Source organism: Streptomyces sp. NPDC058371, from assembly GCF_042723265.1.
Classification (GTDB): Bacteria; Actinomycetota; Actinomycetes; order Streptomycetales; family Streptomycetaceae; genus Streptomyces.
In genome coordinates this window covers 152817-177476 of record NZ_JBHXJC010000010.1, presented here as the reverse complement: position 1 = coordinate 177476, position 24660 = coordinate 152817, and the positions used below count along the sequence as shown (strand labels likewise).

Annotated in this window: 25 protein-coding genes, 1 tRNA gene and 1 riboswitch; of the genes, 16 read left to right on the top strand and 10 right to left on the bottom strand. The window is 69.6% G+C overall.

Translation table 11 applies throughout. The features are described 5' to 3' along the window. Positions 1-93 precede the first annotated feature (93 nt). Positions 94-846: an MBL fold metallo-hydrolase gene (locus tag ACFWM2_RS27005; RefSeq protein WP_383285036.1), complete on the top strand. Its 753-nt coding sequence runs from the start codon at positions 94-96 to the stop codon at positions 844-846. 80 nt (positions 847-926) lie between these two features. Here the strand turns inward: ACFWM2_RS27005 and ACFWM2_RS27000 are convergent, their stop codons facing one another. Together ACFWM2_RS27000 and ACFWM2_RS26995 are read right to left on the bottom strand one after the other, a co-directional pair. Then, positions 927-2174: a PTS transporter subunit EIIC gene (locus ACFWM2_RS27000; RefSeq protein WP_383285033.1), complete on the bottom strand. Its 1248-nt coding sequence runs from the start codon at positions 2172-2174 to the stop codon at positions 927-929. 247 nt (positions 2175-2421) lie between these two features. Further along, positions 2422-3711: a PTS transporter subunit EIIC gene (locus tag ACFWM2_RS26995; RefSeq protein WP_383285364.1), complete on the bottom strand. Its 1290-nt coding sequence runs from the start codon at positions 3709-3711 to the stop codon at positions 2422-2424. Between the two features lie 176 nt (positions 3712-3887). Here ACFWM2_RS26995 and ACFWM2_RS26990 point away from each other — a divergent pair, with 176 nt between their 5' ends. The 4 genes from ACFWM2_RS26990 (at position 3888) to rdgB (ending at position 6100) form a co-directional block, all read left to right on the top strand. Further along, the gene (locus ACFWM2_RS26990; protein WP_383285030.1) at positions 3888-4121 is read left to right on the top strand and encodes a glucose PTS transporter subunit EIIB; all 234 of its coding nucleotides are present in this window, start codon (positions 3888-3890) and stop codon (positions 4119-4121) included. Positions 4122-4215: 94 nt separating this feature from the next. Next, positions 4216-4950 carry a ribonuclease PH gene (rph, locus tag ACFWM2_RS26985; RefSeq protein ID WP_383285027.1) on the top strand — a complete coding sequence of 245 codons (735 nt, stop codon included), beginning with the start codon at positions 4216-4218 and terminating at the stop codon, positions 4948-4950. A gap of 101 nt (positions 4951-5051) precedes the next feature. Further along, positions 5052-5444: a hypothetical protein gene (locus tag ACFWM2_RS26980; RefSeq protein ID WP_383285024.1), complete on the top strand. Its 393-nt coding sequence runs from the start codon at positions 5052-5054 to the stop codon at positions 5442-5444. A 53-nt stretch (positions 5445-5497) separates the two neighbouring features. After that, positions 5498-6100 carry an RdgB/HAM1 family non-canonical purine NTP pyrophosphatase gene (gene rdgB / locus ACFWM2_RS26975; RefSeq protein WP_383285021.1) on the top strand — a complete coding sequence of 201 codons (603 nt, stop codon included), beginning with the start codon at positions 5498-5500 and terminating at the stop codon, positions 6098-6100. A 54-nt stretch (positions 6101-6154) separates the two neighbouring features. On the opposite strand, the gene ACFWM2_RS26970 is transcribed toward rdgB, so the two are convergent. The 4 genes from ACFWM2_RS26970 to bcp form a co-directional block, all read right to left on the bottom strand. After that, positions 6155-6239 (bottom strand) — tRNA-Leu (locus tag ACFWM2_RS26970). Then, entirely contained in the window at positions 6204-7352 is a 1149-nt protein-coding gene (locus tag ACFWM2_RS26965) for an HNH endonuclease (protein ID WP_383285017.1), read from the bottom strand. The genes ACFWM2_RS26970 and ACFWM2_RS26965 overlap by 36 nt, the downstream gene beginning before the upstream one ends. A gap of 77 nt (positions 7353-7429) precedes the next feature. Further along, positions 7430-8938, bottom strand: a complete 1509-nt coding sequence (gene proP, locus ACFWM2_RS26960; RefSeq protein WP_383285014.1) for a glycine betaine/L-proline transporter ProP — start codon at positions 8936-8938, stop codon at positions 7430-7432. A gap of 279 nt (positions 8939-9217) precedes the next feature. Continuing rightward, positions 9218-9685 carry a thioredoxin-dependent thiol peroxidase gene (gene bcp, locus ACFWM2_RS26955; RefSeq protein ID WP_383285011.1) on the bottom strand — a complete coding sequence of 156 codons (468 nt, stop codon included), beginning with the start codon at positions 9683-9685 and terminating at the stop codon, positions 9218-9220. 209 nt (positions 9686-9894) lie between these two features. Between bcp and ACFWM2_RS26950 the strand changes: the two genes are divergently transcribed. From ACFWM2_RS26950 to ACFWM2_RS26940, 3 genes are all read left to right on the top strand, one after another. Further along, positions 9895-10233, top strand: a complete 339-nt coding sequence (locus tag ACFWM2_RS26950) for a DUF3618 domain-containing protein (RefSeq protein ID WP_383285008.1) — start codon at positions 9895-9897, stop codon at positions 10231-10233. Positions 10234-10276: 43 nt separating this feature from the next. Next, positions 10277-10621 carry a GroES family chaperonin gene (locus ACFWM2_RS26945; RefSeq protein ID WP_383285005.1) on the top strand — a complete coding sequence of 115 codons (345 nt, stop codon included), beginning with the start codon at positions 10277-10279 and terminating at the stop codon, positions 10619-10621. A 64-nt stretch (positions 10622-10685) separates the two neighbouring features. Then, a riboswitch (guanidine-III (ykkC-III) riboswitch) is annotated at positions 10686-10767 on the top strand. A 30-nt stretch (positions 10768-10797) separates the two neighbouring features. After that, on the top strand, positions 10798-11118 hold the full coding sequence (locus ACFWM2_RS26940) for a DMT family transporter (protein WP_383285002.1): 321 nt from the start codon (positions 10798-10800) through the stop codon (positions 11116-11118). A 20-nt stretch (positions 11119-11138) separates the two neighbouring features. Here the strand turns inward: ACFWM2_RS26940 and ACFWM2_RS26935 are convergent, their stop codons facing one another. Then, the gene (locus ACFWM2_RS26935) at positions 11139-13565 is read right to left on the bottom strand and encodes a transglycosylase domain-containing protein (protein WP_383284999.1); all 2427 of its coding nucleotides are present in this window, start codon (positions 13563-13565) and stop codon (positions 11139-11141) included. Between the two features lie 235 nt (positions 13566-13800). Between ACFWM2_RS26935 and ACFWM2_RS26930 the strand changes: the two genes are divergently transcribed. The 4 genes from ACFWM2_RS26930 (at position 13801) to ACFWM2_RS26915 (ending at position 17410) form a co-directional block, all read left to right on the top strand. Beyond that, a complete protein-coding gene (locus ACFWM2_RS26930) occupies positions 13801-14568 on the top strand; it encodes an ABC transporter permease (RefSeq protein WP_383285362.1) in 768 nt (255 codons plus the stop codon). A gap of 70 nt (positions 14569-14638) precedes the next feature. Further along, positions 14639-15490 carry an ABC transporter permease gene (locus tag ACFWM2_RS26925; protein WP_383285359.1) on the top strand — a complete coding sequence of 284 codons (852 nt, stop codon included), beginning with the start codon at positions 14639-14641 and terminating at the stop codon, positions 15488-15490. A gap of 6 nt (positions 15491-15496) precedes the next feature. Next, entirely contained in the window at positions 15497-16474 is a 978-nt protein-coding gene (locus tag ACFWM2_RS26920) for an ATP-binding cassette domain-containing protein (RefSeq protein ID WP_383284996.1), read from the top strand. A gap of 9 nt (positions 16475-16483) precedes the next feature. Continuing rightward, the gene (locus ACFWM2_RS26915) at positions 16484-17410 is read left to right on the top strand and encodes a DUF1707 domain-containing protein (protein WP_383284994.1); all 927 of its coding nucleotides are present in this window, start codon (positions 16484-16486) and stop codon (positions 17408-17410) included. Between the two features lie 132 nt (positions 17411-17542). Here ACFWM2_RS26915 and ACFWM2_RS26910 read toward each other — a convergent pair whose 3' ends face one another. Next, entirely contained in the window at positions 17543-18901 is a 1359-nt protein-coding gene (locus tag ACFWM2_RS26910) for an SGNH/GDSL hydrolase family protein (protein ID WP_383284991.1), read from the bottom strand. Between the two features lie 174 nt (positions 18902-19075). On the opposite strand from ACFWM2_RS26910, the gene ACFWM2_RS26905 reads away from it, so the two are divergent. From ACFWM2_RS26905 to ACFWM2_RS26890, 4 genes are all read left to right on the top strand, one after another. After that, entirely contained in the window at positions 19076-20500 is a 1425-nt protein-coding gene (locus tag ACFWM2_RS26905) for a DUF445 domain-containing protein (protein ID WP_383284988.1), read from the top strand. Between the two features lie 244 nt (positions 20501-20744). Next, complete coding sequence (locus tag ACFWM2_RS26900) at positions 20745-22244, top strand: MFS transporter (RefSeq protein ID WP_383284985.1); 1500 nt, start codon at positions 20745-20747, stop codon at positions 22242-22244. A gap of 83 nt (positions 22245-22327) precedes the next feature. After that, positions 22328-22807, top strand: a complete 480-nt coding sequence (locus tag ACFWM2_RS26895) for a hypothetical protein (protein ID WP_383284982.1) — start codon at positions 22328-22330, stop codon at positions 22805-22807. A gap of 80 nt (positions 22808-22887) precedes the next feature. Further along, positions 22888-23247: a VOC family protein gene (locus ACFWM2_RS26890; protein WP_383284979.1), complete on the top strand. Its 360-nt coding sequence runs from the start codon at positions 22888-22890 to the stop codon at positions 23245-23247. A 28-nt stretch (positions 23248-23275) separates the two neighbouring features. Here the strand turns inward: ACFWM2_RS26890 and ACFWM2_RS26885 are convergent, their stop codons facing one another. Both ACFWM2_RS26885 and ACFWM2_RS26880 read right to left on the bottom strand, forming a co-directional pair. Next, the gene (locus ACFWM2_RS26885) at positions 23276-23788 is read right to left on the bottom strand and encodes a levansucrase (protein WP_383284976.1); all 513 of its coding nucleotides are present in this window, start codon (positions 23786-23788) and stop codon (positions 23276-23278) included. Between the two features lie 341 nt (positions 23789-24129). Further along, a complete protein-coding gene (locus ACFWM2_RS26880; protein WP_383284973.1) occupies positions 24130-24432 on the bottom strand; it encodes a hypothetical protein in 303 nt (100 codons plus the stop codon). Positions 24433-24660: the final 228 nt, after the last annotated feature.

Here is a 24660-nt window from a genome sequence, read left to right as displayed (position 1 = left end):
ACCGCACGCCCCCCTTTTCCCCTGTCCCATCCGAGTACCTGCTCACCGCATCTGCTCTCTGCACTTCCTGACAGCGCGGAGGTTCCAGCTCTCATGAAGCTCACCGTCGTCGGCTGCTCGGGGTCGTTCCCGTCCGCGGAATCGGCCTGCTCGAGCTACCTCGTCGAGGCCGACGGCTTCCGGCTGCTTCTCGACATGGGCAATGGTGCCCTTGGCGAGCTTCAGCGCCACTGCGGTCTCTACGACCTCGATGCGATCTTCCTCAGCCATCTGCACGCCGATCACTGCATCGACATGTGCGCGTACTTCGTCGCGCGCTACTACCGCCACGACGGCGGCCGCTGCGACCCGATCCCCGTCTACGGACCCGAGGGCACGGAGCAGCGCCTGACCACCGCGTACGCGGACACCCCCAGCGCCTCCTCGATGAGCGAGGTCTTCGACTTCCACACGGTCAAGCCGGGCACGTTCGAGATCGGTCCCTTCACCGTGCACACGGAGAAGGTGCGCCACCCCGTGGAGGCGTACGGCATCCGCGTCGAGCACGGCGGGCGCGCGCTGACCTACTCCGGGGACACCGGCGTGAGCGACGCTCTGGACGAACTCGCCCGCGACGCCGACCTGTTCCTGTGCGAGGCCGCGTTCACGCACGGCAAGGAGAACATCCCCGACCTCCACCTCAACGGGCGCGAGGCGGGCGAGACGGCCACCCGCGCGGGCGCGCGCCGCCTGGTCCTCACCCACATCCCGCCGTGGACGGACCCCCAGGTCAACCTGGCCGACGCCCGGGAGGCCTACACCGGAGCGGTGGAACTGGCGGCCCCCCGGTCGACGTACGAGATCTGAACCCTCCCGCAGCCACGACACACGAAGACCCCGGAACCGACTGGGTTCCGGGGTCTTCGTGTGTGCGTTGCGGCCGGGACTCACGCCTTGGTGAGGTCCTCGACCTCCTCCTCGGGCTCGCGGCCCGGGGTGGGGAGATTGAACTTGGTGATCGCGAAGCGGAAGAGGACGTAGTAGACCGCGGCGAAGACCAGGCCGATCGGGATGATCAACCAGGGCTTCGTGGCGAGGTTCCAGTTCAGGGCGTAGTCGATCGCGCCCGCGGAGAAAGTGAAGCCGGCGTGGACGCCGAGCCCCCAGGTGATCGCCATGGACAGGGCGGTGAGGACCGCGTGGATCGCGTACAGCACCGGCGCGATGAACATGAACGAGAACTCGATCGGCTCGGTCACACCGGTCACGAAGGACGTCAGCGCGAGCGAGACCATCATGCCCATCACGGCCTTGCGGCGCTCGGGGCGGGCGCTGTGCGCGATGGCGATCGCGGCGGCCGGAAGGCCGAACATCATGATCGGGAAGAAGCCCGACATGAACTGTCCGGCGGTCGGGTCACCGGCGAAGAACCGGTTCAGGTCGCCGTGCACGACGTCGCCCGCGGCGTTCTGGAAGTCACCGATCTGGAACCAGGACACGGTGTTCACGAACTGGTGCATGCCGACCGGGATCAGCGCACGGTTGATCAGACCGAACAGCCCCGCACCCAGCGCGCCGAGGCCGGTCATCCACTCGCCGAAGTTGGAGATGACCTCACCGATCGGCTCCCAGACCAGACCGAAGAAGACGCCCATGAGGGTGCCGACGAAGGCCATGATGATCGGAACCAGGCGGCGACCGTTGAAGAAGCCGAGCCAGTCGACCAGTTGCTTGCGGTGGTACTTCTGCCACAGCACGGCGGCGAGCAGACCCATGATGATGCCGCCGAGCACGCCCGGGTTGTTGTAGGTCGCGGCTATGTCCGCGCCCTTCTGGACCTTGGCCTCGGTGACCGGGAACGCCTTCAGCACATTGCTGTAGACAAGGAAGCCGACCAGAGCGGCGAGAGCGGTGGAGCCGTCGGACTTCTTGGCGAAGCCGATCGCGACACCGATACAGAAGAGCATCGGCAGGTTGTCGAAGATCGCGCCACCGGCCGTGGCGAATACCGCCGTGACCTTGTCCGGCAGGTTGAGCTTGTCGTGGATGTCCGTCTGCCCCAGCCGGAGCAGAATGCCCGCCGCCGGCAGCACGGCGATGGGGAGCTGTAGGCTTCGGCCGACCTTCTGCAGGCCCTGGAACAGGCCGGATCCCCGCTTCTTAGCGGGGGCCGCCGTAGCGCTGGCGGTGCTCATAGTTCCTCCATGTGCCGGTGCTGCCGGGGGACGGGAAGGGCGAATCAAGGGGTGGGCAGCAACCGCGTGGTCTACACCACTCAGTGGTGTAGACCTGTTGTAGCACGGTGAAGGCTGGATAAGGAACCCGCGAATTTTGTGGTCTGGGCCATACCGGAAGAACCGCGTCCACTCATGCCGAAGGACCCCTGGACCGGCCGGTCCAGGGGCCCTTCGAGTTCATTCGGCACGGAAACCGCGCCGACTCCTACGCCTTCGTCGTGTCCTCGACCTCCTCCTCCGGCTCGCGCCCCGGAGTCTTCAGATCGAACTTCGTGATCGCGAAGCGGAAGACCGCGTAATAGACGGCGGCGAAACACAGGCCGATCGGGATGATCGCCCACGGCCTGGTCGCCAGGTTCCAGTTGATGACGTAGTCGATCAGACCCGCCGAGAAACTGAAACCGTCATGCACACCCAGACCCCAGGTCACCGCCATGGACACACCGGTGAGCACCGCGTGGACCGCGTACAGCAGCGGCGCGATGAACACGAAGGAGTACTCGATCGGTTCGGTGATACCGGTGACGAACGACGTCAGCGCGACCGACAGCATCATGCCGCCGATCTCCTTACGGCGATGGGGCTTTGCACAGTGCGTCATCGCCAGACACGCGGCCGGCAGCGCGAACATCATGATCGGGAAGAAGCCCGACGTGAACTGACCCGCGTTCGGATCGCCCGCCAGGAACATGTTGATGTCACCGTGCACCACCGTGCCGTCCGGCTTCGTGAAACTCCCGAACTGGAACCAGATGGGCACGTTCAGGAACTGATGCAGCCCGATCACCAGCAACGCGCGGTTGGCGAGACCGAACACACCCGCACCCCACGCACCCAGACTCACCAGCCAGTCGCTGAAGTTCTGCAGACCATCACCGATCGGCGGCCAGATCCACAGACACAGCGCCGCGAACGCGATCGCCACGAACGCCATGATGATCGGCACCAGCCGGCGCCCGTTGAAGAAGCCCAGCCAGTCCACCAGCCGGGTCCGGTGGAAACGCTGCCAGAAGTACGCCGTCATCAGCCCCATGACGATGCCGCCGAACACGCCCGGATTCTGGTACGTGAACGCCGTCACCGAACTGTCCGCCGCCTGGCAGCCGATGTTCTGGATCACCTTCGCCTGCTGCGCACAGGACTCCGGGAACTGACGCAGCACGCTGAAGTAGACGAGGAACCCCGCGACCGCCGCCAGCGCCGTCGAACCGTCCGACTTCTTCGCCATCCCGATCGCCACACCCACACAGAACAGCAGCGGCAGACCCAGCGAACCGTCGAGCAGGGCGCCACCGGCACCCGCCATCACCTTGGAGACATTGGTCCAGCCAAGGCCGTCGTCCCCGAACACATCCGGCTGCCCCAGCCGGTTCAGGATGCCGGCGGCCGGCAGCACCGCAATGGGAAGCTGGAGACTGCGGCCCATCTTCTGCAACCCCTGGAACGCATTGTTCCAGCGGGCACGCGCGGGCGCGGCAGCGCTGTCGGCACTCATCGGCGTCCTCCGGACCGGGCCGGGTTTGGCTCCCGTCCGCCAACTGGTGTAGACCAGTCGACAGACGGTCGCCCTGTCGTGAACGCCATCATTCGGCACCCGCGACATGACCGCTCGCGAAGATGGGCCAACTGTGGGTTACTGCGACAAAGCGGTTCGGATCAGGGAGTAGGGACATGGCCACCAAGGCTGAGAAGATCGTCGCCGGGCTCGGCGGCATCGACAACATCGAAGAAGTCGAAGGCTGCATCACCCGCCTCCGCACCGAAGTCCACGACCCGAGCAAGGTCGACGAAGCCGCCCTCAAAGCCGCCGGCGCCCACGGCGTCGTCAAGATGGGCAACGCCATCCAGGTCGTCATCGGCACCGACGCCGACCCCATCGCCGCGGACATCGAAGACATGATGTGAGCCGACGGGCCCCCGCCGGCCCCCGCTCACCCCTGAGGGGCTGCCTCCCACACCCGAGGCAGCCCCTCAGCCATGTACAGCTAGGCTCATCCGCATGTCTCGAATCGACGGCCGCACCCCCGACCAGCTCCGCCCCATCGCCATCGAGCGAGGCTGGAGCAAGCACGCCGAGGGCTCCGTCCTCGTCTCCTTCGGCGACACCAAAGTCTTCTGCACCGCCTCCGTCACCGAAGGCGTCCCGCGCTGGCGCAAAGGCAGCGGCGAAGGCTGGGTCACCGCCGAGTACTCCATGCTCCCCCGCTCCACCAACACCCGCGGCGACCGCGAATCCGTCCGCGGCAAGATCGGCGGCCGCACCCACGAGATCAGCCGTCTCATCGGCCGCTCCCTGCGCGCAGTCATCGACTACAAAGCCCTCGGCGAGAACACCATCGTCCTCGACTGCGACGTCCTCCAGGCCGACGGCGGCACCCGCACCGCCGCCATCACCGGCGCCTACGTCGCCCTCGCCGACGCCATCACCTGGGCCCAGGGCAAGAAACTCGTCAAAGCCGGCCGACAGCCCCTCACCGGAACCGTCTCCGCCGTCTCCGTAGGCATCGTCGGAGGCATCCCCCTCCTCGACCTCCGCTACGAAGAAGACGTCAAAGCCGACACCGACATGAACGTCGTCTGCACCGGCGACGGCCGATTCGTCGAAATCCAGGGCACCGCCGAAGCCGAACCCTTCGACCGCAAAGAGCTCAACACCCTCCTGGACCTCGCCGTATCCGGCTGCGACGAACTCGCCGCGATCCAACGCGCCGTCCTCGAAGCAACCGCGCGATAACCGATCGCGTTCTAACAGGTACGGGCGTACGGTCCAGCCGTGCGCCCCGCCGACCACACCACGGGGTCGACCACACCATGCCCACGGGGAGGGACCGTTCCATGGCCGCGCGCCACCGCCGCCGCACCGCCGCAATCGCCGTCGTCACCGCACTCATCGCCCTGCCGGCCGCCGTCGGCTGCGACGCCGTCAGCAAAGCCCTCGACTGCGTCCAGACCGCCGACGCCATAGCCGACAGCGTCACCGACCTCCAACAGGCCGTCGAAAACGCGGCGAACGACCCCACGCAGACGGACCAGTCCCTCAACTCCATCGAGAAAAACCTCGACAAGATCGGCGACAAAACCGACAACGCCGACGTCAACAAAGCCGTCGACGACCTCAGCCAAGCCGTCGAAAACGTCCGCACCGCCGTCAAGAACGGCGACAACACACCCGACATCAGCCCCGTCACCGACGCGGCGGGCGAACTGACGAAGGTCTGCACACCGTAGGAGCGCCCGGAAGGCGCACGGCGCACCCCGGGAACCTGGGGATACTGAGGGCCATGACCCGCCTGATCCTCGCCACCCGCAACGCCGGCAAAATCACCGAACTGAAGGCGATCCTCGCCGACGCAGGCCTCACCCATGACCTCGTCGGCGCGGACGCCTACCCCGACATCCCCGACGTCAAGGAAACCGGCGTCACCTTCGCCGAGAACGCCCTCCTCAAAGCCCACGCCCTCGCCCAGGCCACCGGCCTGCCCGCCGTCGCCGACGACTCCGGCCTCTGCGTCGACGTCCTGGGCGGCGCCCCCGGCATCTTCTCCGCCCGCTGGGCCGGCCGCCACGGCGACGACAAGGCCAACCTCGACCTCCTCCTCGCCCAGCTCGGCGACATCGACGCACCTCACCGCGCCGCCCACTTCGCCTGCGCCGCCGCGCTCGCCCTCCCCGACGGCACCGAACGCGTCGTCGAAGGCCAGCTCCGCGGGACCCTCCGCCATGCCCCGTCCGGCACGAACGGGTTCGGCTACGACCCGATCCTCCAGCCGGACGGCGAGACCCGCACCTGCGCGGAACTCTCCCCGGACGAGAAGAACGCGATCAGCCACCGCGGCAAGGCGTTCCGGGCACTGGTGCCGGTGGTTCGGGAGTTGTTGGGCTGAGGACGCGCACAGAAACGGCCTGCAAATCGTCCGCCGATTCGCAGGCCGTCCAGGTGCGGCGGAAGGGATTCGAACCCTCAAGCCGTTTCACGGGCCACAGATCCTAAGTCTGCTGCGTCGCCTGTTGCGCCACCGCCGCTAGCCGCATGCCATCGTACCGGGCAGGTGGACCAGCCTGAGCGGGGGTTTTGCCGACGGGTCGTTCGCGGCGCCGATTGCCTCGTCTGCACCAGGTGCTCGTGAGCGAATGGCAGTTGGGGCACATATAGCGGAGATTCTCCTGGCGGTTGTCCCGCCAGTCCCCGTTGGCATGGTCGATCTGCAAGGTGATCGGCTGCCCGAGCCACTCACCGGTGCTGCCGCACCCTACGCATACGTACGGCACTCCGACTTCGGCCAGGGCTCGGTGGAGCTGGCTCCTGTTGGTCCGCCCGGCTTGGTCCGGGAGAACCACCAGTACCCGGTGGGCTGTCGATGCGGGCGCCGGCCGTTCTGGCCGCCCCCAGGCCCGGCGCTTGAAGTGGCTGGTGTCGAGCCTGAGGCGGGACGCCTCGCGCCGGACGCGCCGGTGGTTGGTGTCGTTGACCTCCATACCGAGGCCTCGCATCACGTCGGCGTAGCTGGAGGCGCTCGGTACGAGGGCGCGCAGCCGGTCCTCGGGAATCGGCACCCGCCGGTGCGAGAAGTGTCCGATGTCGATGTGCTGGGTGCGCAGCATGCGGCCCAGTGCCGCGCGCGAGCTGCTGTCATCCCGAACCCCCAGGACGCGGGCCACTGCGCGCACGCTCGTTGCCGCAGCGGCGGCCGTACGCAGCTCTTCCCGGGTGAAGGGCAGCTCCAACTCGGGCCGATCCACGCCCCGGAAGTGGCCGATGTCGATACCCGCCGCGCTGATGCGGCGTCGGATGTGGGAGAGCGTGCCCGTGGCGGGGGTGGCACCCAGCTTCAGAGCCACTTCGCGCAACGAGGACGATGATGCGCACGCTTCGGCAATCGCTGCGTCCGGGTACTTGCGCCACGGGCTGCGCTTGCCGAAGTGGCTCGTGTCGAGCCCGTGTCCCGTTACCTTCTCCTGCAGCACCCGCCGTTGGCCCCCATTCGTGCCGAGGTCGAGCCGCCGCATCAGGTCGGTCCGGTTGCGGGCCTCGGCGACGACCGGCGCGAGCCGTTCCTTGCTGTACGGGTCCGGCCGCTGGATACCGCGGTCGCAGTGGTTGTCCGGTGTCGGTTCCGGTGCGCTCCGCACGCTCATGTTCCCCTCCGCCCCGGCCACACGTTCGTGGCCTCGCACGGAGTAACGAACCGACTATCGGACAGTCACGCGGGGTGTCAGAAGCGTAGTACCGGGGCCTGGGCCTCGACCAGTTCCGCCGCCTCCTCGTGGGTTTCGACCGAGGGGGGTGATCCCGCCAGGGGCTTCTGGGCGGTCTCCTTCATGCAGGCGACGGCGATGACGCCGACGAGGGCCGCGGCCATGGCGTAGTACGCGGGCATCAGGTCGGAGCCGGTCACGCTGATGAGGGCGGTGATGACGAGGGGGGTCGTGCCGCCGAAGAGGGAGGCGGAGAGGTTGTAGCCGACGGAGAGGGAGCCGTAGCGGACCTGGGTGGGGAAGAGGGCGGGGAGGGCCGCCGACATGGTGCCGAGCATGCAGACCAGGGAGAGGCCGAGCATCAGCATGCCCGCCGAGACCGCGACCAGGCTGCCCTGCTTGACCAGCAGGAAGGCCGGCACGGACAGGACGAGGAAGCCGAGCATGCCGGACATGAGGAGCGGCTTGCGGCCGAAGCGGTCGGAGAGCCGGCCCACCTGGCTGATGATCAGCATCAGCACGGCCATGGTGGCGATCAGGATCAGCAGGCCGTGGGTCTCGCTGTAGCCCATCTCGTCGGACAGGTACGTCGGCATGTACGACAGCAGCATGTAGTCGGTGATGTTGTACGCGCCGACGAGGCAGATGCACAGGATCAGCGTCGGCCAGTAGTCGCGGAAGATCTTCGCGAGGTCGCCCTTGGCGGTGGTCTCGACCGTGGAGGCCGCGTCGGAGGCCTTGTGCGAGGTCGCGTCCTCCAGTTTCTGGAAGGCGGGGGTCTCGTCCAGCTTGAGCCGCAGGTACAGGCCGACGAGGCCGATGGGCCCGGCCACCAGGAACGGGATGCGCCAGCCCCAGGACTCCATGCCGGCGCTGCCGAGGAACGTCGTGAGCAGGGTGACCAGGCCGGCCGCGCCCACGTATCCGGCGAGCGTGCCGAACTCCAGGAAGCTGCCGAAGAAGCCGCGGCGCTTGTCTGGGGCGTACTCCGCGATGAAGGTCGACGCTCCGCCGTACTCGCCGCCGGTCGAGAAGCCCTGGACGAGGCGGAAGAGGATCAGCAGGACGGGCGACCAGAAGCCGATCGTGGCGTAGGCGGGGATGAGGCCGATGGCGAAGGTGCCGATGGCCATCAGGATCATCGTCAGGGCGAGGACCTTTTTGCGGCCGACCTTGTCGCCCATGGGCCCGAACACCATGCCGCCGATGGGCCGCACGAGGAAGGAGACGGCGAAGGTGGCGAAGGAGGAGAGCAGTTGGACGGTGCCGTTCCCGGACGGGAAGAAGACGTGGCCGATGGTGACGGCGAGGTAGCTGTAGATGCCGAAGTCGAACCACTCCATGGCATTGCCGAGCGAGGCGGCTTTGACGGCGCGTTTGACCGCGCTTTCGTCGGTGACGGTGATGTCGGTGCGTCGCAGTGGGGGGTTGCGGCGGCGCCGGACGGCGCGGAAGAGCGTGCGGTGACGTTTCACTGCCTCGGGATCGGCAGCGACCTCTGCGGTTTCGGGCGCGGTGGTCGCCATGGGGGTGATCCTTTCGTTTCTGGACGCACGTACTTCCAGGGGATCACCTGCTCGGGGTTGCCGACCGCAAACGGAAGTCCTCACTGAGAGGGACTTCCGTCACATATGGGCGAGCCCCCACCCGGGGTGCGGGCGGGGGCGGCCGTGCGGGGCCTTCGGGGGTCCCGGCCTGCGGAGACGCGGGCGGCGCCGGCGCCGGCGGGCGGTGCGGCAGCTCGGGCGTGCGGGCAGGGGGCGGGCTTGCGCGCAGGGACGGGCGTGCGGGCAGGCGCGGGTGCGTCAGATGCCCAGGTCCTTGATGATCTTCGCGACGTGTCCGGTCGCCTTGACGTTGTAGAACGCCCGCTCGATCTTGCCCTCCTCGTCCACGATCACCGTGGAGCGGATGACGCCGAGGTAGGTCTTGCCGTAGTTCATCTTCTCGCCGAAGGCGCCGTAGGCCTCGATGACGGTCTTGTCGGGGTCGCCGACGAGGGTGACCTTCAGGTTCTCCTTGTCGCGGAACTTGGCGAGCTTCTCCGGCTTGTCGGGGGAGACGCCGATGACGTCGTAGCCGGCGCTCGCCAGTACGTCGAGGTTGTCCGTGAAGTCGCAGGCCTGCTTGGTGCAGCCGGGCGTCAGGGCCGCCGGGTAGAAGTAGACGATGACCTTGCGGCCCTTGTGGGCGGCCAGGGAGACGTCGTTGCCGTCGGCGTCGGGCAGGGTGAAAGCGGGGGCGGTGTCGCCGGGCTGGAGTCGCTCGCTCATCGGTACCTCACGTGGCAGGGGCGGTTTGGACACCGAGCCTAATGCGCTTCGGCGCACCCAATAGGGGCGCATCCAATAGGGGTGCCGTGGGGTGCGTTCGCTCCGGAGCTGACAGACTGTCGACCACGGGAAGGCGGAGTCGGGCCCCAGGGTCGGACGGAGCCGGACCACAGAAGCCAGTACGTCGCTACGACCACGGAGGCAGCGCGGTGTCGGATACGTCGAGAACGTCGGATACCAGGACTCCGGCGCAGATCGAGGCGGACATCAAGCGCCGCCGCGAGGTCCTCGCCGAGACGCTCGACGAGATCGGGGTGCGGGTGCATCCGAAGACGATCGTCGGGGACGCGAAGGCCAAGGTCGTCTCGAACATCGACCACACGCTCGGCCGGGCGTACGTCGGTGTGAACCGGGTCGTGGGCGATGTGAAGGGGCGGTTCGTCACCGAGGAGGGTGCGCCGCGGCTGGAGCGCATCGTGCCGGTGGCCCTGGTGGTGGTCGGGGTCGTCGGTCTGCTGGCCGTGGGTTCACGGCGCCGCAGGGGCTGACCCGACTGCGTACGGATTCGGCCGAGGCAGGTAGGTTCGGGGCGTGAGCGAGAAGAACCATCACGACGACAAGCTGCCCATCCGGATGCTGCACGACCGTGTGCTCGTGCGGCAGGACGCCGCCGAGGGCGAGCGGCGGTCCGGCGGCGGCATCCTGATTCCCGCGACCGCGGCCGTGGGCCGGCGCCTCGCCTGGGCGGATGTCGTGGCGGTGGGGCAGAACGTGCGGACGGTGGAGCCGGGCGACCGGGTGCTGTACGACCCCGAGGACCGTGCCGAGGTCGAGGTGCGGGGTATCGCGTACGTCCTGATGCGTGAGCGGGATCTGCATGCGGTGGCCGCGGACCGTTTCGAGGGGTCCGAGGACTCGACCGGCCTGTATCTGTAGGGCCTGCCGCAGGGTTTCGAAAGGGGCTGGTGACCATGGTCACCAGCCCCTTTCGCCTGGGTTTTGCTACCTTTGAGGGACCCCGACGAGACGCGCCGTACCGGGTGGGAGCACGAACGAGGGCTCCTGGGCAAAGACGACGCACCCCTGTTGATTCCCAGACGGAGGTGCCTGTCATGGCCTGGATTCTGCTGCTCGTCGCCGGTCTGCTCGAGGTCGGCTGGTCGATCGGAATGAAGTACACGGACGGCTTCACGCGGCTGGTGCCGAGTGTGCTCACGGGCGCGGGCATCGTGGCGAGCATGGTCCTGTTGTCGTACGCCGCGAAGTCCCTGCCGATCGGTACCGCCTACGGCGTGTGGGTCGGGATCGGTGCCGCCGGGGCGGCGGTGCTCGGCATGGTCGTGCTCGGTGAGCCGGTGACCGCCGCCCGGATCTTCTTCGTCTGTCTGCTGCTGGTGGCCGTAGTGGGGCTGAAGGCGACGTCCGGCCACTGAGGCCGCCGCCGGCCCGCGGCCTACGGGCGCCGGTGCGTGGGGCGGCTGAGCGGGCCCGCGGTGGTTGTCCCCGTGGTGCCGCCGTCCGTCGTTCCGCCGTCGGTTGTGGTGCCGCCGCCGTCGGTGGTGGTGCCTCCGTCGGTGGTGCCGCCGTCGGTCGTCGTGCCACCGTCGGTGGTGGTGCCCCCGTCGGTCGTTCCGCCGTCGGTCGTCGTGCCGCCGTCCGTGGTGGTGCCGCCGTTCGTCGTTCCGCCGTCCGTCGTGGTGCCGCCGTCGGTGGTGGTGCCGCCGTTCGTCGTTCCGCCGTCGGTCGTCGTGCCGCCGTTGTCCTGGCCGCCCGGGCCGGAGGGCCGGTCGCTGGGTTCGTTGGTGGGGGGCTGCTGCTCCTCCGCGCCCGGCTGCAGCTCCAGGTCGAACTCCTTGGCCGGGCTGCCCTTCAGGGCCGCCTTCGTGTACTGGGCCCAGATCTGCGCGGGGTAGGCGCCGCCGTTGATGCGGTCCTGGCCGAGTGCGCCGTACAGCGACTTGGGTGCGCCGGTGTCGGGGTCCTGGCCCATCACGGAGACGACGGTGGCGAGGTCGGGGGTGTAGCCGGCGAACCAGGCCGCCCGATCCTCCTCGGCGGTGCCGGTCTTGCCGGCGGCGGGGCGGCCGGCGGCCTGCGCGGCCGTACCGGTGCCGCCCTCGACGACGCTCTGCAGGATCGCGGTCGTCGTGTCGGCGGCTTCGCGGCTGACGGCCTGCTTGGTGTTCTGCGCCGGCAGTTTGACGTCCTCCGCGCCGTCCTTGGTGATCTTCTCGACGAGGGTGTACGTGCCGTGCCTGCCGTGGTTGGCGAGCGTCGCGTAGGCCTGGGCCATGTCGAGGACGCTGGCCGTGGCCGGGCCGAGGGCGATGGACGGGGTGGCGGTCAGGTCGGGGGTGTCCGCCGGGATGCCGAGGCTGACGGCCGTCTGCTTGACCTTGTCGGGGCCGACGTCGACGGCCATCTGCGCGTACACGGCGTTGACCGACTTGTCGGTGGCGGTGCGTACGGTGATCGGGCCGTAGGAGACGTTGTCCTCGTTCTCGGGTGCGTACGGGCCGCCGTTCCAGCCCTGCACGGGGCGCTTGTCGGTGCCGTCGTAGATCGTGTTCGGCGTGATCGTGCGGCCGTCCTGGGTCTCGGAGTCGTTCTGCACGGCCGAGGTGAACACGTAGGGCTTGAAGGTGGAGCCGACCTGGTAGTCGCGGCGGGTGGCGTTGTTGACGTACTGCTTGGTGTAGTCGATGCCGCCGTACATCGCGACGACCTTGCCGCTCGCGGGGTCGATGGAGACGCCGCCCGCGCGGACGTAGTTGTCGGCCTTGCGGTCCTTCTTGTCGAGTTCGCTCATGACCTGGTCGTCGACGGCCTTCACGAAGTCGTCCTGCTTGGTCTTCTGCAGGGTGGTCGTGATGCGGTAGCCGCCGACGTTGAGAGTGGCCTCGTCGATGATCTTGTTCTCGACGAGATAGTCGTTCACGGCCTTCAGGAGGTAGCCGCGCTGCCCGGACATGCCGGCCGCGACGACCGTCTGCTTGGGCTCGGGGAACTTCACCTTGTCCCGCGCGGCCTGGGTCAGCCACTTCTTCTTGACCATGCCGTCGAGCACGTAGTTCCAGCGGGCCAGGGCCGCCGACTTGTTCTCGGGGTGGGCGATCACGTCGTACTCGCTGGGCGCGTTGAGGAGCGCCGCGAGATACGCGCCCTGGCCGGCCGTCAGGTCCTGTGCGTCGACGCCGTAGTACGCCTGCGCGGCGGCCTGGATGCCGTACGCGTTGCGGCCGAAGTAGCTGGTGTTGAGGTAGCCCTCGAGGATGTCGTCCTTGCTCTTCTCGCGGTCCAGCTTGATGGAGATGAAGAACTCCTTCACCTTCCGGGTGACCGTCTGTTCCTGGCCGAGGTAGTAGTTCTTCACGTACTGCTGGGTGATCGTCGAACCGGACTGCCTGCCCTTGCCGGTGACGGTGTTCCAGGCCGCGCGGATCATCGCCTTGGGGTCGACGGCCGACTCGGTGTAGAAGTCCCGGTCCTCGGCGGCGAGTACTGCGTGCTGGGTGTTCTTGGCGATCTGCGCGAGCGTCACGTTCTCGCGGTTGACCTCGCCGTCGCGGACGAGTTCGCTGCCGTCCGCGTACAGGTACACGTTGCTCTGCTTGGTCGCCGCGGCGTTCGCGGGCGGGATCTGGACGAGGTAGTAGCCGAGGGCGAAGAGGCCGACCAGCAGCAGGACCAGGCCGATGAACGTGCCGAGCACCATCCGCCAGGTCGGGAGCAGCCGGCGCCAGCCGGTGCGCCTGCGCTTCTGCTTCTTGCCGGGCGTGCCCGGCGCCGCGCCGGGTTCCGGTGCCGGAGCGTGCGCGGACTCCGGGTCCCGAGGGGCCCAGCCCTGGCTGTTCTCCTGCGGCTTCGGCTCGTCGCTCATCTGTCTGCCCGGACTCCCGTTTCGCGTCGTACGTTCCCGTACGCCCTCGTACGCCTTCTGCGCCCCCTCTTGAAGACTGTCGCACCATGCGTTCCGTTCCCTGACCTCGGCACGCGTCCTGCGGGAAAAATGCGTGGCACACGGCGTCACCGGCGGGCTAGGCTCCTGCGCTTTGGTCCGACGCGGCGGAAGGGGCGGTCTCGTGGGGACTGGACGGTTGTACGCGGCCGTCGCGATGAGCGGGTTCCGGCGGCACGCCACCTACCGGGCGGCCACGGCGGCGGGGGTCTTCACCAACACCGTCTTCGGGCTGATCATGGCGTACGTCTTCATCGCGCTGTGGGACGTCAGACCGCACCTCGGGGGCTACGACCAGGCGCAGGCGCTCACCTATGTGTGGCTCGGCCAGTCGCTGCTCATGGTGGTGTCCGTGATGGGCGGCGGCTTCGAGGACGAGCTGATCGAGCGCATCCGTACGGGTGACATCGCGATCGACCTGTACCGGCCCGCCGACCTTCAGCTGTGGTGGCTGGCGCAGGACGCGGGCCGCGCGCTGTTCCATCTGCTGGGGCGCGGGGTCGTGCCGCTGGTGTTCGGGGCGTTCTTCTTCGACCTCGCGCTGCCTACCGACGCGCTGACCTGGGTCGCGTTCCTGGTCGCGGTCGCGCTCGGGGTGCTGGTCAGTTTCTCGATCCGCTATCTGGTGGCGCTGTCGGCGTTCTGGCTCCTCGACGGGGCGGGCGTGGCGCAGATCGTGTGGATCGCGGGGCTCTTCTGCTCGGGGATGGTGCTGCCGCTGAACGTCTTCCCGGGCGTGCTCGGCGAGGTCGTACGGGCGCTGCCCTGGTCGTCGCTGATCCAGGCGCCGGTGGACGTGCTGCTCGGCACGGCCGATCCGCTGGGCACGTATGCCTTCCAGTCGGCCTGGGCGCTCGCGCTGCTCGCGGCTGGGCGGCTGGTGCAGTCGGTGGCGACACGGAGGGTGGTGGTGCAGGGTGGCTAGCCCCGTACGCGAGGACGAGCCCGGATACGAGGGACCCGGCGGCGTGGGTGGGACCGCGGCGGACGGGCGGGTGCGGGTGGCCGGGTGGCCGGCCGAGCGGCAGGGGGCGTACGCCCGGGTGTGCGACGGACTGCGCGCCTATCGCATGATCGCCGCCATGTGGATCCGCTCCACGATGGCCTACCGCGCGTCCTTCCTGATGACCGCCTTCGGCAACTTCGCGGCGAACGCGCTCGACTTCGTCGCCATCATGCTGATGTTCTCGGGGATCGACCGGCTCGGCGGCTACACCCTGCCCGAAGTCGCCTTCCTGTACGGCGTCTCGGGCGCCGCGTTCGGGCTCGCGGACCTGGTGCTGGGCTCGATGGACCGGCTGGGCCGGCGGGTGCGCGACGGCACGCTCGACACCCTCCTGGTGCGCCCCGCGCCGGTGCTCGCGCAGGTCGCCGCGGACCGTTTCGCGCTGCGCAGGCTGGGCCGGATCACCCAGGGCCTGCTCGTCCTCGGTTACGCGATCGGCGCGCTCGACATCGCGTGGAGCCCGCTCAAGGTGCTGATGATCCCGCTGATGCTGGTCAGCGGCGGGGCGATCTTCGGGGCCGTGTTCGTGGCGGGCGGGGCCTTCCAGTTCGTGGCGCAGGACGCCTCCGAGGTGCAGAACTCCTTCACGTACGGCGGCAACACGCTCCTGCAGTACCCGCCGACCGTCTTCGCCAAGGACCTGGTGCGCGGGGTGACCTTCGTGCTGCCGCTGGCCTTCGTCAACTGGCTGCCCGCGCTGTATGTGCTGGGGCGGCCCTATCCGCTCGACCTGCCGACGTGGGCCGCCTTCGCCCCGCCGCTGGTGGCCGCCGGCTGCTGCGCGCTCGCGGGGCTGGCCTGGCGGGCGGGACTTCGTTCCTATCGCAGTACGGGGAGCTGAACTCGCTTGGAAACAGACCAGGTTGGTGCCTTCATCGAGCTCGACGGCGTCGAGAAGGTCTTCGACGTGCGCAAGAAGACCGGCTTCCTGCGCAGCGAGCGGCGGCAGGTCCGGGCGGTCGACGGTCTCTCCTTCACCGTGCCGCGCGGTGAGATGGTCGGCTACATCGGCCCGAACGGCGCGGGCAAGTCGACCACCATCAAGATGCTGACCGGGATCCTCACCCCGAGCGGTGGCCGGCTGCGGGTCGCCGGCATCGACCCGTCCCGCGAGCGGACCCGCCTCGCGCAGCGCATCGGGGTCGTCTTCGGGCAGCGTACGACGCTGTGGTGGGACCTCCCGCTGATCGACTCGTACCGGCTGATGCACCGCATGTACCGCATCCCCGACGCCCGTTACCGGGCGAACCTCGACCGGTGTGTCGAACTCCTGGAGCTGCACGCCCTGTTGGACGTGCCGGTGCGGCAGCTCTCGCTCGGGCAGCGGATGCGCGGCGACATCGCGGCGGCGCTGCTGCACGACCCCGAGGTGCTCTACCTCGACGAGCCGACGATCGGCCTCGACGTGGTCTCCAAGGCCAAGGTCCGGGAGTTCCTGCGGGAGCTCAACGCCGAGCGCGGCACGACCGTGCTGCTCACCACGCACGACCTCACCGACATCGAGCAGCTGTGCCGGCGCGTGATGGTCATCGACCACGGGCGGCTGATGTACGACGGTCCGCTCGCCGGGCTGCACGAGGTGGGGGAGAGCGAGCGGACCCTGGTCGTGGACCTGGAGCGGGAGCTGGCGCCGATCGAGATCGAGTCGGCGCGGGTGGTCAGGGTGGAGGGGCCGCGGCAGTGGCTCGCCTTCCCGGCCGCGGAATCGGCGGCTCCGCTGGTGGCGCGGATCGCGGCGGACTATCCGCTGGTCGATCTGTCGGTGCGGGAGCCCGACATCGAGGCGGTCATCGCGAAGATGTACGCGGAGAAGGCGACCTCGTAGGCTGCTTTCATGACCGACGCCGAGCCTTCCCGGGGAAACGACGACGAGCTGCCGGTGCCGCGGGCCTCCGGCCTGCCGAGCCCGGAGCTGCGTGCCTCCGACGCCGATCGTGAACGAGTCGCCGAGCAGCTGCGGGACGCCGTCGCCGAGGGCCGTCTCGACATGGCGGAGTTCGAGGAGCGGCTTGAGGCCACGTACGCGGCGCGTACGTACGGGGAGCTGGCGCCGATCACCCGCGATCTGCCGGGCGCGGCGGCCGTCGTCCCCGTGTCGATGGTCAAGCCGCCTGCGGAGAGCGGGAGTTGGGGCGAGCGGATCGTCGGTGGCGAGGGCTCGTCCTCGTGGGGTGTGGCGATCCTGTCGGGGTTCGAGCGCAAGGGCCGCTGGACCGCGCCGCGGCGCTTCACCTCCTTCTCGTTCATGGGCGGCGGGGACATCGACCTGCGCGACGCGAACTTCGCGGACCGCGAGGTCGTCTTCAACTGCGTCGCGGTGATGGGCGGGATGAACATCGTGGTGCCGCCCGGCGTCGAGGTCGTCGTCCGCGGCATCGGCATCATGGGCGGCTTCGACCACCGTGAGGACGGCGTCCCGGGGGATCCGGGCGCCCCGCGCGTGATCGTCACCGGCTTCGCGTTCTGGGGCGGTGTCGGCGTCGAGCGCAAGCTGCCCCGCGCCGAACGCCAGCGCCTGAAGGAGGAGCGCCGCCGGCAGAAGCTGGAGCGCAAGGACGCCCGCCGGGAGCTCTACGGGTCCGGCCGCGACGACCTGGACGCCCTCGACGACGGCGCGAACGACGCCGGCGGGGAGCGGGAGGAGCATCGCGACCTTGTGCGCGAGCGGCACGAGGAGCGCCGGGAGCGGCACGCGGAGCGCCGCGAACAGCACCGGGAACGCCGGGAGTCGCGCCGCGACGAGCGCCGGCGGCGGGACTAGGCCGCGGGGCCCGGCGGCGGGACGAGGCGGCGGGACTGGACCGCGGGACCCGGCGGCGGGGCGGGGCGGCGGGACCGGATCATGGGACCCGGCGGCGGGGTTTGAGCCCCGCCTGGGTCTCCTGACCCTCCGTCACAGCTCCGCCGGCGCCGCCCCCTTCAGGCTCTCCAGGTCGAACACGTCCGCCATCCGCTGGTAGCCCTTGTCGCTCGGGTGGAGATGGTCGCCCGAGTCGTAGTCGGCGCGCAGTCGGCGCGGGTTGTACGGGTCGCGCAGTGCCCGGTCGAAGTCGGCCACGGCGTCGTACACCTGGCCCGACCGGATCCGCGCGTTGACGGCCTCGCGCACCGCCTCACGGTCGTTCCGGTAGCCGCGGTGGCCCTGGAAGGGCATCAGCGTGGCGCCGACGACGCGCAGCCCGCGCGCGTGCGCCTGCTGGACCAGCGTGCGCAGCCCGGTGACGATCCGGTCGGCGTCGGCCCGGCCCGGGTTGCGCAGGATGTCGTTGACACCGAGGTCGATGACGACGGCCTTGACGTTCGTACGGCTGAGGACGTCGCGCTCGAAGCGGGACAGGCCGCTCGGGTTGTCGGCGGGGCGGCCCAGGCCCGCGGCCAGCACCTGGTTGCCGCTGATGCCCTGGTTCACGATGCTGTAGCGGGGCACGTCGCGCGAGCCGGCCGCGTTCCGCAGCCGCTCCGAAAGCACGTCCGTCCAGCGCTTGTTGGCGCCCACGGTCGACGTCACACCGTCGGTCAGCGAGTCGCCGATCGCGACGACCGTGCCGTCCGACTCGTTGCTCAGCACGTCGAGCGCGGTCAGATAGCGCCAGTACGGCGTCTGCGCGGTGTACGGCGTGCCGCTGACGTTCTCCGTGCGGTCGCCCTCGGCCGTGTAGGACATCTGCCGTGCCTGCGGGTGGTAGGTGACCGGGCCCGACGGGGTGGGGGAGTACGTGGTGACGAGGATGTCGCTGCCCCGCGGGACCGTGATCTGCACGGCGTCGCTGATCACCTGCCGGCCCGCCGGGACGATCACCGAGACGTTGCCGCCGAAGGTCAGCCGGCGCATGGTGTCGGCCGCCGCGGCGGGGTTGTTCGTGGCCATCGCGACGGCGAGCGTGGCGTGCGTGATGCTGAGCGGCTGCTGTCCGTAGAGATTGGACAGTGTGATGCGGGCACTCGTACCACCGACACTCGCGTGCACGACGTTGCGTACGGAGCGGCCGGCCATGCCGTTCGTCTCGGTGCCCGGTTCGGCGCCGGCCGGGGAGGCCGACCATGAGCCGACCCACGCACCGGTGGACGCCGGGGCGGCCGGATTGTGCGGGGTGCGACCGCCGGCGATGTCCGTCCGGCCGCCGCCCTCATCAGTGGAGGCACCGATGTATATGGCGGCGGAAAAGACGACGATCACGGCAACGATCGCCGCCAGCAAGGCGCCGTGCCTTGCGGGGGACACCCCCGCACCCCCGGCGTGACGCTTGGTCATGCGGCGTGTGTCTCCTCGGGCGATGGGAGCCCGAGGCTCCGATGTGATGACCCCATGATGCGTCATGGGGAGGAAGAACACCGAAAAGACCCCCGAGGTCCCCCGGCGAACTCCCGTCCGGACAGACGCCGGGAACTCCTGTTCCGTTCCAAGAGTCGGTCAGGAAGGGACAATGTGTACGAGGTCACCGAACGGGTGGAGTGGATGGAACGTACGAAACCGGAAGAAGAGGGCCCCGAAGGGCAGCATGCCCGGCCGGACGCCGCCGTGAACCGCACGACGACGGCCGCCGGCCCGCCCGGCCGCCCGCGCAGCGCGACGGCCCCGACCCGCGCCATGACCTCCTTCAGCCCCGCCGACGAGGAGAAGCGCCGCGGTGTCCGCCGGATGAAGACCACGGCGACCGGCCTGCTGCTCCTGGTCGCCGTCGTGTACGTGCTGGCCAAGTGGGCGTCCCAGGAAGGCGCGGGCGTCTGGGCCGACTATGTCGCCGCGGCCGCCGAGGCCGGCATGGTCGGCGCGCTCGCCGACTGGTTCGCCGTCACCGCCCTCTTCCGCCACCCGCTCGGCCTGCCGATCCCGCACACGGCGATCATCCCCACCAAGAAGGACCAGCTGGGCATCTCCCTGGGCGAGTTCGTCGGCGAGAACTTCCTCTCCCAGGACGTCGTACGGCAGCGGCTGCGCGCCGTCGGCATCGGCAGCCGCCTCGGGGCCTGGCTCGCCGAACCGGAGCACGCCGACCGGGTGACCGCCGAGCTGGCCACGGCACTCCGGGGCGCCCTGACGGTCCTGCGCGACTCCGACGTCCAGGCGGTCGTCGGGGAGGCCATCACCCGGCGCGCCGACGCCCAGGAGGTCGCGCCCGGCATCGGGAAGATGCTGGAGAAGATCGTCGCCGACGGCGGTCACCGGCGGGTCGTCGACCTGGTCTGCGTCCGCGCACACGACTGGCTGGTCGAGCACGGGGACTCCGTGATGGACGCCGTACAGGGCGGCGCCCCTGGCTGGACCCCGCGGTTCGTCGACAAGCGGGTCGGCGAGCGCGTCTACAAGGAACTGCTCCGATTCGTCACCGAGATGCGCGACGCGCCCTCGCACCCGGCCCGCGGCGCCCTCGACCGCTTCCTCACCGACTTCGCCACCGACCTGCAGTCCGACACCGACACCCGCGCCCGCGTGGAGCGCCTCAAGGGAGAGGTCCTCGGCCGCGGCGAGGTCCAGGACCTGATCGCCTCCGCCTGGACGGCCGTACGATCCATGATCGTCTCCGCCGCCGAGGACGAGCGCAGCGAGCTGCGGCTGAGGGTGCGGGCCTCGCTGCTGTCCCTCGGCGCCCGCATGGCCACCGAGCCCAAGCTCCAGGACAAGGTCGACGGCTGGGTCGAGGGCGCGGCGGTGTACGTCGTGACGACGTACCGCAAGGAGATCACCTCCCTGATCACCGACACCGTCGCGGGCTGGGACGCCGAGCACACGACGAAGAAGATCGAGGCCCACATCGGGCGCGACCTGCAGTTCATCCGGATCAACGGCACGGTGGTGGGCTCGCTGGCCGGACTGCTCATCTACGTGGTGTCGCGAGCGCTGGGAGCCTGACTTCTCCGGCCGGCCGCCGAACGGCCGGTCCGCCGTTCGCGCGCCGCGGGCTGCTGTCCCGGTCCGTCGCGCGCCTGGCGCGGGCCGCCGTCCCGGTCCGCCGTTCGCGCGCCGCGGGCTGCTGTCCCGGTCTGTCGTGCGCCTGCCGGGGGCCGTGCGGACACGCCGCTCGCCGGGCGTGGGAAGCGCGGATCAGGGCACTCTGGATGAGGTCACCCACGGGTCACTCAACGGAGAGGGAGCCATGACAGCATCCGACACGCCGGCCTCTGTACCCGCCGCCACGGGAACCGTCACCACCGCCGTACCGGCCCGCCTCGACCGGCTGCCGTGGTCCCGCTGGCACTGGATGATCGTGATCGGCCTGGGCACCGTATGGATCCTGGACGGCCTGGAAGTCACCACCGTCGGCAACATCGCCGGCCGCCTCTCCGAGAAGGGCAGCGGACTGGCCATCTCCTCCGCACAGGTCACCGGCATCGCGGCGGCCCTGTACGTGGCGGGAGCCTGCGCGGGCGCGCTGTTCTTCGGCTGGCTGACCGACCGCTTCGGCCGTAAAAGGCTGTTCATGGTCACCCTCGTGGTCTATCTCGCGGCGACGGCCCTGACCGCGCTGTCCTTCTCGCCCTGGTGGTTCTTCACCTTCCGCTTCCTCACCGGCTTCGGCATCGGCGGCGAGTACGCGGCCATCAACTCGGCGATCGACGAGCTGATCCCCTCCAAGTACCGCGGCCGGGTCGACCTGATCATCAACGGCAGCTACTGGCTGGGCGCGATCGGCGGTGCCCTGCTGTCCGTCGTGATGCTGAACACCGACATCTTCCCCAAGGACCTCGGCTGGCGGCTGACCTTCGCCCTCGGCGTCGTACTGGGCCTGGTCATCCTGCTGGTCAGGCGGCACGTCCCGGAGAGCCCGCGCTGGCAGTTCATCCACGGCCGCGGGGAGGAGGCCGAGGAACTGGTCTCCTCCGTGGAGCGCGAGATCGAGCAGGAGAAGGGCGAGACGCTGCCGCAGCCGGACCGCGAGATCACCATCAAGCAGCGCAAGAGCATCGGCTTCGGACTGATCGCCAAGACCGTCTTCGGGCGCTACCCGAAGCGGGCCACGCTCGGCCTCGCGCTCTTCATCGGCCAGGCGTTCCTCTACAACGCGATCACCTTCGGCTTCGGCGCCATCCTCACCAAGTTCTTCGACGTGCCCACCGACCGCACCGGCTACTACTTCGCCGTCATCGCCGCCGGCAACTTCATCGGCCCGCTGGTGCTCGGCAAGCTCTTCGACACGGTCGGCCGACGCATCATGATCTCCTCGACCTATCTGCTCTCCGGCATCCTGCTGTTCGGCACCGCCTGGCTCTTCGACCGCGGCTCGCTGAACGCGACGACGCTGACGGCCTGCTGGTGCGTGGTGCTGTTCTTCGCCTCGGCGGGCGCCTCCAGCGCCTATCTGACCGTCTCGGAGATCTTCCCGATGGAGACCCGGGCCATGGCCATCGCCTTCTTCTACGCGCTCGGCACCGCCGCCGGCGGTATCAGCGGCCCGCTCGTCTTCGCGGACCTCACCAAGTCCGGCGTGGTCGGCGACACGGTGCTCGCCTTCCAGATCGGCGCGGGACTGATGTGCGCGGCGGGGCTGGTCGCCGCGTTCCTCGCGGTGAACGCGGAACGCCGGTCCCTGGAGGACATCGCCACACCGCTGTCCGTGGCGGAGCCGTCGGGGCCGGCCTCGGCGCCGGCGACGTGATGCCGCGAGGGTGAGCAGGCGGCCGGCCGGTCTGAGTACGCGTACTCTGTCGGACTCCTCCCGCGCGCGGGAGGCTCGTACACATGACCGAGAAGCTGTTGAGCCCCTTGCGGACGCGCCCCTGGCCGGAACGCTGGCTGACGCGCACACTCGGCGCCGCCCTCGCCGCGGCGGCGTACCTCCTCTGCCTCCCCTGGGATCTGCGCAACCGCGTCCAGAGCGCGGACTCCGTACAGGAGACGACCCCGGTGACCGGCGTCGGCGTCCTGCTGCTCGCCGTCGCCCTGCTCCTGCTGGCCGCCTACTTCGGCCGCCGGGACGCGCTCGCCTGGCCGCTGCTGGTGGTGGCGGTGCCACCGGCGGCCCTGATGTACGTCTCCCTGCGCACACACCCCGGGCCGGCGGGCGGGTTCGCGTCGGCGTGGCCCCTGGCATGGGCGTCCTTCACGCTCCTGATCGCGGCCGCGGTCCTCGTCGCGGCGGCGGTGGCACGGCAGTTCAGGGCAGACTTGGGGGACTTGATGTACGAGGAATTCGTCGTGTCCCGAGTCTGTGACGTGTGACGTGTACGTGTCACGCGTGTGAGTCGTCGTGCCCGTGACCGTGCTCGCCCGAGTCTGTGATGTGTGAGGAGCTGCTCTCCATGACCGTCCGCAGGATCGTTCCGGACATCCACGTCGAGTCCGAGCAGGCGATGGGGGCGAACCGCGACTTCTACGGCCTGCTGGGCTTCGAGGAGGTCATGAACCAGGGCTGGGTCATGACCCTCGCCTCACCCGCCAACCCCACCGCCCAGATCAGCTTCCTCACCGAGGAGCGGACCGCCCCGGTCGTCCCCGACCTCAGCGTGGAGGTCGAGGACGTCGACGCGGTCCACGCCCAACTGCTCGCCTCGGGCGCGGAGATCGTACGGGACCTGCGTGACGAGGAGTGGGGCGTACGGCGCTTCTTCGTACGGGATCCGAACGGGCGGGTGGTGAACGTGCTGGGGCACCGGGGGTGAGCCGGGAGAGGGACGAGCCTCGGCGGGTTCAGGCGCCGTAGAAGTACGCCGTGCCCTTCTCGACGAAGTGCGAGGCGTAGACCCGGCCGAGCGCAGGCTTCCCGCGGTACATGCCCACGTACTGGCGGCCGCTGTCGACCACGACGGGCCGTGTCATACAGGCGAACTTGAGGCGCTGCTGCTCCTCGGCCCAGTGCACCGCGGCCGGGTCGACCCGATCGCTGACCAGGACGGGGAAGGCGCCGATCCCGTTCTGCAGGCCGACCGGCAGACCGCCCTTGTGGTCCTTGGCGTACTTCGTCACCTGGTCGGTGAAGGCCGAGACGGTCGCGACGGTTATCTCCGGAACGGCCGCGGCCACGGTGAACAGATGCAGCTTCGTCGCCATCCAACGCATCCGGAAGTCGGCCCGACGCCCCACGAGTACGGGCACTCCGCTCCAGTCCTCCCATCGGGTGGCGCATCCATCGGCCGTCAAGCGGCCCTCCAACGAGGCGAGGTAGGCCTGTGCGGCCCCCGCCTGCTCGTGCTGTCCATACATGAGCGGGATCCTAAGCCCCGGTCGTGGACGACCCCGGCGGGGTGACCATCAGGACGGTGACGGTGACGGTGGCCGACGCCGGGCGGTCCGGGGGCTCAATGTGCCGGTGGCTCCGGTGGCTCCGGTGGCTCCGGTGGCTCCCGTGCCCCGGGGCGTGGCGGGCCGGTGCCAGGGGCTGGGCGTTGTGGTCGGCCACGGTCCGGGAGACGAGGGCTCCCCTGTGCCGGTGACGCCGGGGTGGCGGGCCGGTGCCAGGGGCTAGGCGTTGCGGTCGGCCACGGTCCGGGAGACGAGGGCTCCCCTGTGCCGGTGACGCCGGGGTGGCGGGCCGGTGCCAGGGGCTAGGCGTTGCGGTCGGCCACGACCCATGAGGCGAGCGCCACCGCGCCCGCGACACCGAACACCGCGGGCCAGGCGCCCACCTTCTTGGCGAGCGGGTGGGACCCGGCGAAGGCGGCGACGTAGGCGACGCTCAGCGCCCCCGCGGCCTTGCCGCCGGCCTGCTGCCGCCACTGCTGCGCGGCCGCGGCCCCCGCGACTGCCAGCACCGCCCCGCCGAGGGGCCGCTTCCTGGTCCAGCGGGCCACGCCGTACCCGCCGATGAGCCCACTCGCGGCCACCGCCGCCGCCGGTACCTTCGCCATCGCTGCCTCCCGTTGCTGCTCCGTCTGTCGAACGAACCGAGGCTAACGCGGCCGGTCGCCCGGACGACGGGCACCCTCACCGCGCATTGCCCATCCGTGCACACACTGCCGCGCGCCTGCTGCGTATTCGGTCCTGCGCATTCCGTCCGCCCCCGGGCTTGAGTCGAGGCTTGTCAATTTTCCTCCCCCGAGCTATATAAGAAGCCGTAGGGGGCATCGCACCCACCA